Origin of the sequence: Bacillus bruguierae, assembly GCF_037104725.1 — a bacterium.
Classification (GTDB): Bacteria; Bacillota; Bacilli; order Bacillales; family Bacillaceae_G; genus Bacillus_A; species Bacillus_A bruguierae.
The window spans coordinates 207,347-220,688 of the sequence record NZ_JBAWSX010000008.1; the positions used below are offsets into that span (position 1 = coordinate 207,347).

General features: G+C 33.9%; 13 protein-coding genes and 2 pseudogenes. 5 read left to right on the forward strand and 10 right to left on the reverse strand.

All coding sequences use genetic code 11. The features are described from left to right. Nucleotides 1-508: 508 nt before the first annotated feature. From WAZ07_RS15250 to WAZ07_RS15270, 5 genes are all read right to left on the reverse strand, one after another. The gene (locus tag WAZ07_RS15250; RefSeq protein ID WP_336473156.1) at nt 509-1,897 is read right to left on the reverse strand and encodes an O-antigen ligase family protein; all 1,389 of its coding nucleotides are present in this window, start codon (nt 1,895-1,897) and stop codon (nt 509-511) included. Between the two features lie 300 nt (nt 1,898-2,197). After that, nucleotides 2,198-2,617 (reverse strand): GNAT family N-acetyltransferase, encoded by a 420-nt coding sequence (locus tag WAZ07_RS15255; RefSeq protein ID WP_090917369.1) that lies wholly within the window; start codon nt 2,615-2,617, stop codon nt 2,198-2,200. 33 nt (nt 2,618-2,650) lie between these two features. Then, the gene (locus WAZ07_RS15260) at nt 2,651-3,157 is read right to left on the reverse strand and encodes an NUDIX hydrolase (RefSeq protein ID WP_336473157.1); all 507 of its coding nucleotides are present in this window, start codon (nt 3,155-3,157) and stop codon (nt 2,651-2,653) included. Between the two features lie 40 nt (nt 3,158-3,197). Then, nucleotides 3,198-4,094 (reverse strand): PhzF family phenazine biosynthesis protein, encoded by an 897-nt coding sequence (locus WAZ07_RS15265; RefSeq protein ID WP_336473158.1) that lies wholly within the window; start codon nt 4,092-4,094, stop codon nt 3,198-3,200. Between the two features lie 138 nt (nt 4,095-4,232). Beyond that, entirely contained in the window at nt 4,233-4,475 is a 243-nt protein-coding gene (locus WAZ07_RS15270; RefSeq protein ID WP_336473159.1) for a methyltransferase domain-containing protein, read from the reverse strand. A 201-nt stretch (nt 4,476-4,676) separates the two neighbouring features. Between WAZ07_RS15270 and WAZ07_RS15275 the strand changes: the two genes are divergently transcribed. Beyond that, nucleotides 4,677-5,174, forward strand: coding sequence for a CcdC protein domain-containing protein (locus tag WAZ07_RS15275; RefSeq protein ID WP_336473160.1), 498 nt, complete (start codon nt 4,677-4,679; stop codon nt 5,172-5,174). 91 nt (nt 5,175-5,265) lie between these two features. On the opposite strand, the gene WAZ07_RS15280 is transcribed toward WAZ07_RS15275, so the two are convergent. Next, nucleotides 5,266-6,330, reverse strand: a complete 1,065-nt coding sequence (locus WAZ07_RS15280; protein WP_336473161.1) for a DmpA family aminopeptidase — start codon at nt 6,328-6,330, stop codon at nt 5,266-5,268. Between the two features lie 416 nt (nt 6,331-6,746). Here WAZ07_RS15280 and WAZ07_RS15285 point away from each other — a divergent pair, with 416 nt between their 5' ends. Further along, on the forward strand, nt 6,747-7,154 hold the full coding sequence (locus WAZ07_RS15285; RefSeq protein WP_336473162.1) for a ribosomal maturation YjgA family protein: 408 nt from the start codon (nt 6,747-6,749) through the stop codon (nt 7,152-7,154). A 108-nt stretch (nt 7,155-7,262) separates the two neighbouring features. On the opposite strand, the gene WAZ07_RS15290 is transcribed toward WAZ07_RS15285, so the two are convergent. Together WAZ07_RS15290 and WAZ07_RS15295 are read right to left on the reverse strand one after the other, a co-directional pair. Continuing rightward, entirely contained in the window at nt 7,263-7,943 is a 681-nt protein-coding gene (locus WAZ07_RS15290) for a DUF1349 domain-containing protein (RefSeq protein WP_336473163.1), read from the reverse strand. Between the two features lie 181 nt (nt 7,944-8,124). Beyond that, nucleotides 8,125-9,423, reverse strand: a complete 1,299-nt coding sequence (locus WAZ07_RS15295; protein WP_336473164.1) for an APC family permease — start codon at nt 9,421-9,423, stop codon at nt 8,125-8,127. Nucleotides 9,424-9,577: 154 nt separating this feature from the next. On the opposite strand from WAZ07_RS15295, the gene WAZ07_RS15300 reads away from it, so the two are divergent. Further along, a complete protein-coding gene (locus WAZ07_RS15300; RefSeq protein WP_336473165.1) occupies nt 9,578-10,021 on the forward strand; it encodes an Lrp/AsnC family transcriptional regulator in 444 nt (147 codons plus the stop codon). 631 nt (nt 10,022-10,652) lie between these two features. Here WAZ07_RS15300 and WAZ07_RS15305 read toward each other — a convergent pair. Continuing rightward, a pseudogene (locus WAZ07_RS15305) lies at nt 10,653-10,829 on the reverse strand (IS4 family transposase); the annotation flags it as partial. A 247-nt stretch (nt 10,830-11,076) separates the two neighbouring features. Continuing rightward, nucleotides 11,077-11,913, reverse strand: coding sequence for an alpha/beta fold hydrolase (locus WAZ07_RS15310; RefSeq protein ID WP_090917390.1), 837 nt, complete (start codon nt 11,911-11,913; stop codon nt 11,077-11,079). A 486-nt stretch (nt 11,914-12,399) separates the two neighbouring features. Between WAZ07_RS15310 and ycaC the strand changes: the two genes are divergently transcribed. After that, nucleotides 12,400-13,044, forward strand: a complete 645-nt coding sequence (gene ycaC / locus WAZ07_RS15315) for an isochorismate family cysteine hydrolase YcaC (RefSeq protein WP_336473166.1) — start codon at nt 12,400-12,402, stop codon at nt 13,042-13,044. Between the two features lie 147 nt (nt 13,045-13,191). Next, a pseudogene (locus WAZ07_RS15320) lies at nt 13,192-13,342 on the forward strand (hydrolase); the annotation flags it as partial.

Sequence of the window (13,342 nt, forward strand, 5' to 3'; positions counted from 1 at the left end):
GTCAATTTAAAACTAAAGAACTCGAACGATTATTTGCTCTCTTACAACTTGTTCAAGGCAATAACAAACAAATAACAAAAATTGAAATACTTGATAGCAAAGATAAGTCGCATGGATTGCATTTAGAAAATATACAGCAAATCACATCGAAAGACCAATCGTTATCTGTAATGAAAAATGTCTCAGAAGAGTACTGGGCATATTTAATTCGTACACAAATCCATGACAAAAATACAGTCAGTTAAAATCGCGCAGAATAAATTCTTCCAATTTTTTGCTCTTAAATAATACATCATGTACTCCCATAACTTTTCCTCCTATAGAAGGTATATATTTTATTTCCCTTATTATAATATAGTGAAATAAAAGGTACATTCCGCTTAATCGTTTTTTTATATTTATGAACAAAAAAGATAGACGAAGTAGAAGATTCTACTACTCTATCTTTTTTTGTATTATGAATTATTTAGCCTTAAATTCAATGACTTGAGTTTCATTTATTTTTCTATCATTCCATTTCTAAATCCACAATTAAATATGCAAAAATTACAACAAAATAAATACTTACTCCAGGAGCTGTTAATACATGACCTGCTATAAACGCAATACCTAAACTTAATGCTAGCGAGGTTGCTAATAATCCGTATTTTACTGTAAATACCTCTCTAAACCTAGTTATTAGCACGAAAAGAATTTTTATACCAAAGTATAAAAATAGAATTAAAAGTAGAGCAAAACCGATAATTCCAAATGCATAGAACCAATCATGGAAATCTCTTTCAATTAGCTTCGGACCCGGATTCTCTTTGAAATTTCCAGCGTATCCCATACCTAATAACTTTTGAGACGTCGGTGCTTCTGTATAATAGTCTTTATATATTTTCTCAAACACCTCACGTCCACTGAAAATAAGCGATTGTGTTTCCTCTTTCTTCTTTACTTCCTTTTCCTCTTGTGTAGCAGGAGGTTTCTGATGTTGTTTACCTTCTTTCTTTTCCTCTGCCTCTTTCATCTCTTGTTTATTCTCAAGAAATTGGAAATGAAACCCTATATTTTTGAGGAATGGAGAAAACGGTGTATACGCTAATATTCCAGCAAAAACAACAGTTGCAATGATACCGTTCAGTAAATATGGTTTCTTTTTTCTATCTTTACGCTGTAAAAATGCTTGAACATAACACATAAACACAGCAACAATCATTGTACCAACAATGGCCCCAAATCCCACCTTTGTACCAATAGCAAATAATGAGAAAATCATTAACAGAGAAGGAATCCAAAAATAACTCTTTGCTATACTTGTTGTTTTTTCAATTGAGTATAGAACAACAATTGGGCATACCACTGCTAAAATGGAACCTAATTCATTCCCTGCATAGAACCAACCGCGTGAACCGATTTTTATAGACGTGTAACTATTATAATCTGTTCCTGTTGCAATCGAAATAACCATGATTGCATTTATAATTAATGTTGAATATACGATATAAATACACATTTTCGAATACGTATTTACTTTATTTTTTAATGATTTAAACACAAAGATGTAACAAGTAAGCATAATGAGTGGGTATAAAGATTTTGCTATAAATTTAATTTCTTCCCCCAATATGATAGGGCTTTTGACAAATTTATTATTTACAAAACCTGCCGCACAAACAATCCCAACTACTATTAAGTAGATGATATATTTACGATTCTCTTTTTCTCTTGCTTGAAGCAAAATATAGATTCCACCAAGAGCCATTACAAATAAACGCGTAATAACTCCAATTGTTGTATCAATTTTTAAAACCATAATACAGAATGATGTGAGTAAATCTAAAATAGGTTGTAACATAATGAAAATCAATAAAAAATTTTCAAATTTATTACTTAAACTATTATTCTCTAACATCCCAACCCCCCATAATTATCATATCTCACTTTATACAACTTACAATAAACCTTTCACTCGTCTCAAATACTCATTATAAGTAAACATTAAGTAACTCCAAAATATACAATAACAGTTGATTTTGGAGTTATTTTTTGTTTGCTTCACTTTTTTTCGGTACTCTGCAACTAGATGGTAAATTCATTGACTCGGGCGCAACAACCATATACTACCATTATTTATACTATTTTTCCAATTTCATTTGTATTTAACATAAGTACCAGAAAAAAGAGCCTAATCAAAGGCTCTTATATATATATTTCATTCAAATACCATAACCCAATATCTTTCTCCCGTTTCTCCTTCTTCAACAACTTTCTTCCAACCTTTATTTTCATAGAATTTCATTGCTTTTTCATTTTTAGATACGCACTTCAATCTTAACGGTTTATTCATTTTTTCTATGGAGGCATGAATCAACGCTCCACCAACACCCTTACCGAAAAAATTAGGATGAACAAATAAATTATGTATAAAGTTTTCTGGCAAATATAAAGAAGCAAATCCAAGAATACGATTATTCTCTTCTGCTAAAATAATAAATTCTCCTACAGTATCCTTATCAAAATCTTCTAGAGTCATTTCCTCTATATCCGCCCAATGGAAACTTTTACGACGTGATTCTAAATATATCAGCCTTAAAGCAGGGTAATCTAAATTATTTGCTACTCTAATATTCAAATTTCCACTCTCACTTTCTTTTACATAATGAATTCAATTTTTAATTTTATTCAGTTCTTTTAAAACAAAATTTTCTCGATGTATCCACCAATTACGTTCACATTGATTAATGATTTTTTCATTTTGATTAATCGCATCATTAAGCCTCACCCATTGTGGTGTAAATTCTTGTTCAAGCTCATAGCCTTCTAATTTTTGAGTGGTTTTCTCACCATCCACTTCACAAAAATAATAATGTGATGTCATTTGAAATATAGCATTTTCATCATATTCATCTATATATCTTTCAACGACCACACCCATTTTATTTCTAATTGCACAGTTAAGATAGCCTGTCTCTTCAGCTACCTCTCTCATTAATCCTTCTGCATGTCTTTCATTCTTTTCAATTCCACCTCCAGGAAATATATAATCCCCCAAGTTAGAATGAACGAGAAGAATCTTATTGTCTTGAATAATAATAGCTCTAACAGCTTCTCTGTAGTTGATCTTAACTTTGTTTTCATCAATAATTTCTGAAATTCCTAATAATGCATTCAAAATCTAAATACCTCCATCCGTTAACAATTGCCAAACATTTTTATAAAGTAACTTCAAACCCGTCCACATACACCGCACTTCCCGAAATCTCAACTTCTAAAATACCATTCCATTCTTTTCTCACCATTACTCTCACTCGTCCATCTTTCCCCATTTCGTGCCCTTGCTCTATTAAGAACTCTTTTTCCTCTTTACATTCCTTATCGATAAACGTAACGTAATATGCCCCCATAACTCCAGACGCTGTTCCAGTCACTGGGTCTTCTATTGTACCAGCATATGCTGATGAAAAATGACGTGCATGCATGTGAGCATTTGAGTCGTATGTTTCGAAACAGAAAGGGTGAATGGAAGCCCGGGGCATTTCTTTTAAGATAGATGGGAATAACTTGTTGTTAGGTTTCATCTCTTTAAACGACGCAAGCTTTTTCACTGGAACTAATAGAGTCCAATTCCCTGTACTTCCATATACAATTGGTAGGTTTTCTTCTAAATCATTCTCATGTAGACCTATGGAAGCAGCTAGTTCTTCTCTTGAACTATGAAATTTTTGAAACTGTGGATTTGCTTGTTTCATCGTTATGTATGGTCTACTGCTAGAATCTAACTCCACTTGTATTGGTAAAACTCCTGCTTTCGTTTCAATTGTAAAGTTTCCTGCCTCTTTTATGAAGCCTCTAGTTTGCAATGCGTAAATAGCAGCTACAGTTCCGTGACCGCAAAGATCCATTTCATACCCTGGCGTAAAATAACGAATTCTCCAATCCGCTACGCTTGCTTGCATTAAAAAGGCAGTCTCGTTAAATCCTACTTTATAAGCTATATTTTGCATCTCATCATCTGTTAATTTGTCAGCATGTAAAACAACTCCTGCTGGATTTCCCTTATTTGGTTTATTGCTAAATGCATCATAATGATAAACTTTTACTGTATGCAATGGATTCATCCCTTCGTCACATAAGATTCAAGAAATTTATTACTTCAAACTTCCCATATATACTAATCCATTAGAGCGGTTGCCATTCATCGTCACATATTCTACTTTTTCATATTCTAACTGCTGAAATTTGCTTGTCTATTCTTTTACTCGTTCCTCATGATGATGACGTAAAACTGCACCATCAGCTAACTCAAATACACCGTACAAATTCATGAATTGATTTTGTTTCAGCTCAAGTAACGTTCTTCCATATCCACATCCATAATCTAATATAGCAGCTTCTTTGTTCACATATTTTGAAAACCAATCAAATTGAAAAGGTGTAGTAAATTGTTTTTCATTCGCTACTTCATTCCAGTATTCTTTTTGGTGATTCATCTCTTGCATCCCCTTCATTATTATGTAATATAGACGCTTCTATTTTTTCCATCTTATTCAGAATGTTTAATCCTATCATAATTATCATTAAATATTTTATCTAATAATTTCAATATGAATGATTTTCGTAATATTGACAGTATCAATCATTTGTAATTCCCATATAAATAATTGAAATATACTACGCATAGGGGTGAGATTATGAATGCTTCTTCATTTTACTCTATTGTAATCATAATTGCTGCGTTGGTCTTATGGCGGAGAACTAGGGCAATGTATCGTCCGATTAAAGGAAACGGAACCCGTCTTCTTTTACCCATATTATTTCTACTATTACCTAGTCTTTTCACAATCCTGAATCCAAATGCACATGCCGCTGCCTGGGAATGGATTTGTGCAGCTATCTTTGGGTTCCTTTTGTCCATTCCACTTATTTGGACCACTAACTATGAACTCCGATCAGATCAGCATATTTATGCTGTAAGAAACAAGAGCTTTATCATTACCTTTCTTATCGTATTTATTGTCCGATTTTTACTTCGTGATTATTTAACATGGCTAGGTCCAGAAACAGAGGTAGCACTATTTATGACTGTAGCGCTGGGATATATCTTACCTTGGAGGATTATCTCTTTCATCAAATTTCGTCAACTATACAAAAATCGAATCCGAACTAACGACAACATTGACTTCCGATAACACTGATTCTGGGAATGAAAAGTCCCAGAATCAGTGTTATCGCTTGGCTTGTTAGGAAGAAATGTCACTTATAAAAAATTATTTACACTTTCTATGTTAATTGAATGTTGTATTTATCTAATAAATCTTTGAAAGCAGGTCTTTCATTTCTATTTCGTCCAATAACATGTGTGGCAGTCACTAATGAGTTCAAAACTGCCTCTTCAGTAGCCTCACCAATAGCTCGAAATGCTAAATCTATATCTTCTTCATGAATCATTGGAACCGAAATGCAATGTGCAGTTTTTTCATGGGATATTTTTGTAGCTGTTGAAAAACCAATTACCACCTCACCACTTCCAGTTGTAATGATAGAACCAGTACGTGATAAGCCTGTTATAGTTCTTTTTATAATCCGGTTTAGCTGTCTTTCTGATACGGGAAGATCTGTTCCAACAATTATAATAATTGACCCCTTATCTTGTTCCTCACGCGACTGAAGGATAGCATCTCTCAATTCTTCTCCAACAGCTTTTCCATTCACTTTTAAATCACTCAAGATTCCAAAGTTAGACAACACTAAAACACCCATCGTATAAGTTCCATGTTCCATTCTCATTCGTCTGGAGGCAGTACCAATACCACCTTTTAATGAATAACACAGCATTCCAGTACCTGCTCCAACAGTGCCTTCTTGAACTTCGGATGAGGCATTGTTTAATGCTTGAATAACATGTTCTTTAGTTATAAATCTAGCTCGAACATCGTTTAATAGCATGTCGTTGCATTCACATACGATTGGATTAACAGTTCCAGTCGTTCGTCCTATTTCTGGATTATGTTCTAGCATATATTCAATTAATGCATCTGCAGCTGTTCCGATACTTAATGTATTCGTTAAAATTATGGGAGATTCTAATGTACCTAGCTCATTGATTTGTATGGTCCCCATAGTCTTGCCAAACCCATTAATTACATGGCTTGAAGCAATTAGTTTTTCCTTAAATATATTGCCTTGATGAGGAAGAATAGCTGTGACACCCGTTTGTATATCCTTATCACTAAGAGTTACATGCCCAACAGTAACTCCTTCAACATCTGTAATAGAGTTATAGTAGCCTGTTTCTAAGCGTCCTATTTTCACACCATAATCTCTTATTCTTTTTTGACTAAACATAAATAAGCCTCCATTTTTCCAAACAAATGTGTTCAAATCAGATTATAGTTGGTTCTATTTTTATGAAAAATATTCTTTAGGACAGACTCTAAAGAAACTTGTTGCTAATTCTTTCAATAAAGAAGGTATGTCCAAACCACAAAAAAAAAATAACGAAGCAACTCTTTTTATACGTTCCACACCGCTGATCCACTATATAGAAACAACGATTGAACATTTCCTTTTATTGTTATTCATCTTATAATATATAAAAATCCTCTCATTCCAGGAATGATATAAACTACAAGTGAATAGCTACACTGTATTCATAAAAAGAACATATTTGCAACACGTGACACTATTTTAATGTATAAGTAAAAAATATAATTCATTCATCTATTCATTTTTGAAAAAATACTTTGAGGAGAAAATTTCGTATGACATTTAAACGCAATCGATTACTGTACGCAATGATGACCATCATTGTAATTGTATTAGGACTATGCTCAAGAAAAATTGCTCATGTGTTACCACATATTTTGAATACATACTTAGGAGATGCACTGTGGGCATTAATGATTTTTATTGGTTTTGGATTTATTTTCAAAAGCGTTCAAACAAAAGTTATTGCGTTACTTGCCATATCGTTTTGTTATATCATTGAGTTCAGCCAATTGTATCATGCTAGTTGGATTGATCATATTCGCGAAACAACTTTAGGTGGATTAATATTAGGTTATGGCTTTTTATGGAGTGACTTATTGGCTTATGCGATAGGCATTGTAATAGGTGTGATAAGCGAAATGTTATTTGTATGGATTCGAAAACCTAGCAATCTCAATTAAACTAGCTTCTAGAATCGAATTCTTACACATAGCCAATACATAAGAACTTAGAGTTTCTATGTATTGGCCCATATTTCTTGAAAACCTCCATTACTTGTCTATCGCTCATTAATCTCGTTTTTTGTTCTGTTTTTGTACCAAAACTCCTTTTTCGATAGATAAAAAGTCAAATTCGGCTACAAAACCTTTTCCTTGTGGACTACAAGCATATACTCCGCATTGAAATACTTGTCCCTCAGTATCCTCCATTAATCTCGCAATACGTAGTTGAGTCCACTCTCGTTCCATCAGTTCACTTATTGAAAATGTTTTATCTTCTTCAACTTCCAAAAATTCGACGATATAATCTCCAGATTCCCTACGAATACGAAAATATAAATCTAATGACCCCTGAGTATAATTTTGAGTAGACCAATCTGAGTATCCGTTATTTGTAACAACTGCTCCAAGTTTACATGAACCATTTGGTTCGTATTCAATAGATGTTTTGATCCAACAATCCTTAGAAAAGCGAACCATTAGTCCCGCTTGATCATATTGATGTACAGGATATGATCGTACTCTAGTCGTAATAATGACATCCTCATTCATCTCTGTATAAAGAAAATGTCCATTGTCAACAGCAAAACCATAGTGAGTTTTTTGCCAATAATCAGTCATCTCATTAGGTTCAATGATAAGTCCAGTATTTTCCTTTTTTATGTTCCAATTCTCTGGTTGACAATACCACTTTAAATCCGAATGAATTGTATCACTTCGAAACGATTCATATAATGCTAATGAACTCATTTAATATATCCCCCTAAACTCTTCTCAATTATTACCATAATAATTTTATCAAATATTCCAATAAACATAAAATGTCTCATAATTTCTATCTTGTTCTTCTACTCATGCCCATCAACTTAAGGATGGAAATAAACTGAACTTTCGTGTAGCTGAGTTCAAACGTTCTTAAAAATGAAATGAACTACGCTTCTTCTTCACGATATTTCTTCCTTTTTTCTCTCCAAGTGATATATACAATACATGAAACGGCTACAATGATTGGAATCGCGATAAAAGAACCGATGAAAGGATAAGCCGCAAGACAAAGTATACAAGCTATCGCAGCTAACACCTTACCCAAGACATTTGTAATCAGCTTAACTCCAGCTGCTGTGCCAACAACATAAGTGGCGATTGCTAATGAGTTAGGAATAAATACTAATTGTTCTAATCCAATGTCAAAAATAAAACTTAACAATAAACCCATTGCTGCAATCGATCCTACTAATAAAACCGCACGACTAGGGGTTGAATATTTTTTATTAATGTGATCCAACCATGAGGGGGCTAGATGTTCATGAGATAAGGAATAACCTAACCGACTCATACTCGCAACAAATGCGTTGTTTGTTCCTAAACATATAATAAAAGCGAGAATTGCCGTTACCCAGGCACCATTTACCCCTGCAACTTTTTCCACAACTTGGGCTAGTGCTGCATTATTCATAGCCTGATTAACAGTTTGTTCTCCTGTTGAATAGGATTCCGTACCAATCACAGCCAAAATAATACCAAAGTACAAAACACCGATTATAACAATAGCTCCCCATGTAGATCGCATGATGTTTTGTTTTCTTGGGTTTTTAAATTCTGGTGCTAAACTGGAGATAGCTTCCCATCCAAAAAATGACCAAAAAATAAGCATTACAGATTGACCGATTGGAATGAGGCTGTTCTTTGTAATATGGAGTGTTATACTCTCAAGGTTAATAACTGGAAAAGCTAACACTGATGTACTCAATAAAATTAAAAATGTAAGCCCGGCCAAACCTAATTGAACTTTCCCACTTGTTTTTAATCCCACATAGTTTCCGATAACCGCAATGATGAGCAATACACTTGCAATGACATAGGCAGCAAAATGTGGAAAATTAAATGCAAAAGCTATGTAAGTCCCACCCGTCAATGAGACAATAATTTGACCTACACTTCCTGCAATGAAAAAAAACCAGCCAGTGAGGGCACCTGCATAATGCCCAAAAGCTTTATTTGCAAAAGTCAATATTCCTCCTGAACTAGGGAAATCGATTGAAAGAAAGGCAAATGTACAGGCTAATGGAATGCTAAGAAGTATCATTATTATCCATGAAACTAATGCATTTGAACCCGCAATACCCGCTGTCATACCGGGCAATATCAAAATTCCTGATCCTAAAACAGCTCCGACATATAAGGCGATGCCTTGTGGAACTGAAATGGTTCGCTTCAATAATTGTGACAAAATCATCCTCTCCTTACTATTTATGTATAATTTAATTATAGAAGGTTATTTACTTATTTTATATAAACTATTGAATATTTCAGACTGTTGAAACTTTATGTTTTGAATAAATAACAATATAATTATTTACAATTAGGAAAAGGAGAGGATAACTTTGGACAACATTGACCGAAAAATATTAGAACTCCTTCAGGAGGATGGCCGAATAACAATTATTCAGTTATCGAAAAAATTGAATCTTAGTCGCCCTAGTGTAAATGAGCGATTACGACGATTGCAAGAAAATGGGGTCATTCAAGGTTTTACAGCACGTATTTCTCATGAGGAAATTGGAAAAAGTACACTTGTAATCATTCAAATAGGCAACTTAAAAATAGAGTGTCACCGATTTGAGGAGATAATTAAAAAGGAAATGGATATTCTAGAGTGTCATAGGGTGACAGGAACAAATAGTTATTTTATGAAGGTAGCAGTCGCTTCAATGAAAGATGTAACAGCCCTCGTAGATCGACTTATTCCTTTCGGACAATTAAACACATCTGTAGTACTTTCATCACCTATTATGTATCGCCCTTTGCTCCCTGTTAATGATTACTAAGTTTCACTTAAATTGAAAGTCACCACTCTATAGATTCAGTTTTTTATTATTGAACGAACGATTAACAAGTTAAGAAATGTATTTCTCCTCAAAACGAAAAAACTGTTAATACTTTTTAACCGATATTCTACAACTATCCTGCTCCATTAGTTCAATAAAAAGGATGAAATGAAATCCCTTCGCCACTTAAATAAGTTATTTCAGTTCATCTTTTTTATAAACAGTACGACTTTCTTACAAACCGTTCATCTTTGTTTCAAACCGACAATGTAAGCATTTAAGTATTCAAAATGATCCCCATAATGAATAAACCATGCCACCAACAAAAAATGCTAAACCTAAAGCAAAAACAATCAAAGCGAGTATTCCATTTTTATTATTTTCCATAAAATTGTCTCCTTGTAATTTTATATTTGTTTCATTTTTTATACTAAAAAAACCTTTAGTCGTAATTATGGCTAAAGGTTATTATCATCATACTTCTCAGTTTATAAAAGTTTATATTCTCCATTTTAAAATTTAGAAGCATATAGTCCTAACGAATGTTTCTAATTCTAATTAAGATTGATAAATTGCTTAGTGTATATTTTCGTTAAAATGTAGGTGGGACCACATCCAATATTTACTGTTGTGTAGCAACATTTGAGCTCATCCATACACATAAAGCGACTAAATCTTTTGCTTGGTACTTACTAGTTCGCTGCACAAAACCAACATCTCTAGCAAGATCTCGTAAGATATTTTGGGATAAGAAGCTTTGAATTTCTTGAGCAAATAGTTGTAATTCATCAGATACAGAAATAGACATACAAAAACGCCATCCTTCCCTATGATTCTACAGAAAGAATAGCGTATTTTTTCATTTTGAGAGCTTTATAAAATTCTTAAGTTGATGGATGTGTGTCCCCCCTTCCAAGGTATCATTTTCCTCATAAAAGTGTATATTTGCAACCTATTAACATTTGAGAATCGAGTGTAACTAATCGCTTATCAACAACCTTTTCAGAGAAAGTAAAATGCCCCTTTTCTATCAGTTAAAAAATATTCATTTGTAATCAGCCCTTTAAAAATGATAGCAGTGCTTCATTAAATTCTTTGGCATGTGTTGCATTGAACCCATGTGGACCACCCTTTATTAAAGCTACCTTAGAATTAGGAATTGCTTCATGCGTTAGCTTTCCACTATATTCAAATGGAACAGTTGCATCTGAATCACCATGAATAACAAGGGTAGGTATATTAAACTTGGCTAAATCTTCTCTGAAGTCCGTTTTGCTGAAAGCAGCGATACAATCTAGTGTTCCTTTAGGCGATGCACCCGCTGCAATATCCCTATTGTAAAGTCGAAATGGTTCACTGACTAAGTCAGTTCGATCTCCAGCAGTAAAAAATCCTTTCGTAAACTCATCAAGAAATGCTAGGCGATCATTTTTTACTCCATTTTCAAACTCTTGAATTGCTGCATCATCTAATACTCCCTCAGGATGATCTGCTGACTTGTAAAGAAATGGTGGTACAGCTCCTGCAAATACAGCCTTCTCTACTCTATTTGTTCCATAGTTTCCGATATAGCGAGCTACTTCTCCACCACCCATTGAAAATCCGACCAGTGTGACATCTTGGAGATCCATATGCTCTAGTAACAGATGTAAATCAGTAGCAAACGTATCATAGTCATAACCGTTCCATGGCTGAGAAGATTTCCCGAACCCTCGACGGTCATAAGTTATGACTCTGTATCCAGCCTCAACGAGAGCAAGAACTTGGTATTCCCAAGATCGACCACTTAATGGCCAACCGTGAATGAATACTACTGGCTTCCCTGTGCCATGATCCTCATAATATAGCTCAATGGGTGCTTGATTTTCGGTTCCTACAGTAATTTTTGCCATTCTTCTACCTCCAAAAAATATTCTAATATATATCCTTTTCTTCAATAATCCGGATGAATCTCGTAACCTATTTATGCACGTCTATGTTGTGGACTCTAAGCATGAAACTCTATTGTTCCGCTGAATTCATTTTCTGTTTTTGTAACAATTCCCCATCTAATACCTTTTTCATCATGAAATAATTGCTGAACATTCCTCATATTCAATTCTAATAACAAAAATAGGTGACTATCAATATTGTTCTATCTATAGAATGTATAGGTAAAACCAATCAATTTTATGGTAAAAATAACTATAGTTACCATCTATGAAAATTATAGATAATTTAGAATTGATTAATGAATTGGTTTTCAAATACTATAAATTTGTATAGCGCTTCATGTTCTGTGAATGCTGCTATAACTAATATAACGAAACTAGGAATTTATGATAATGTTCCACTGTTTAAACTTTCTTCGATTACTTAATTTTTAGGAGGAATACATAATGTCTGATCTCTATTCTCGTATTAACAAAGATGATGCTGTCGTTCTTTTAGTGGACCATCAAACTGGCCTTATGTCCGGACTAGTACGTGACTATGGTGTTGATGAATTCAAGAACAATGTTTTAGCTCTTGCTCACACTACTAAGTTTTTTGATTTACCAGTTATTTTAACAACAAGCTTTGAACACGGACCTAACGGACCTTTAATGCAAGAATTGGTTGATCTATTTCCTCACGCACCAAAAATAGCTCGACCTGGACAAATTAACGCATGGGATAATGATGATTTTGTAAAAGCAATCGAAGAAACTGGAAAAAAACAACTTATCATCGCGGGCGTAGTTACGGATGTTTGCGTTGCTTTCCCGGCACTTTCCGCTATAAAAGCTGGGTATGAAGTATTTGCTGTTACTGATGCTTCAGGAACTTTCAGTAAACAAGTTGCAGATGCTGCCAATACGCGTATGGCACATAGTGGCGTGCAACTTATGAACTGGTTTAGCGTAGCGTGCGAATTACAGCGCGATTGGCGCAACGATGTCGAAGGTTTTGGCAATTTGCTTGCTAGTAATCTTCCAGGTTATCAAAATATAATTGGAAGCTATATGGGAGCTCAGCGAGATCTTAGTAAACAAAATGCATAAATTTAGCGCTGGCTAAATCAGCGCTCCTTTTTAAATTAAGAAGTATAGCAAAGCTTTTATTTTTACGATTACAGCTAAAACTAATAGAAAATATAATTGTTTCAAAAAACTTTATTTGAAACAATTTTAAAAAAGGAGAGTTTTATTATGAGTAATTTAGAATTGTTAACTCCGGAGAACAGTGCATTAATTTTGATCGATTTTCAGCCTCAAATGACTTTTGGAGTTGCAAGCATTGACAGACAAACATTGATTAATAACGTTATGCTGCTTGCTAAATCAGCAAAAGTTTTTAACG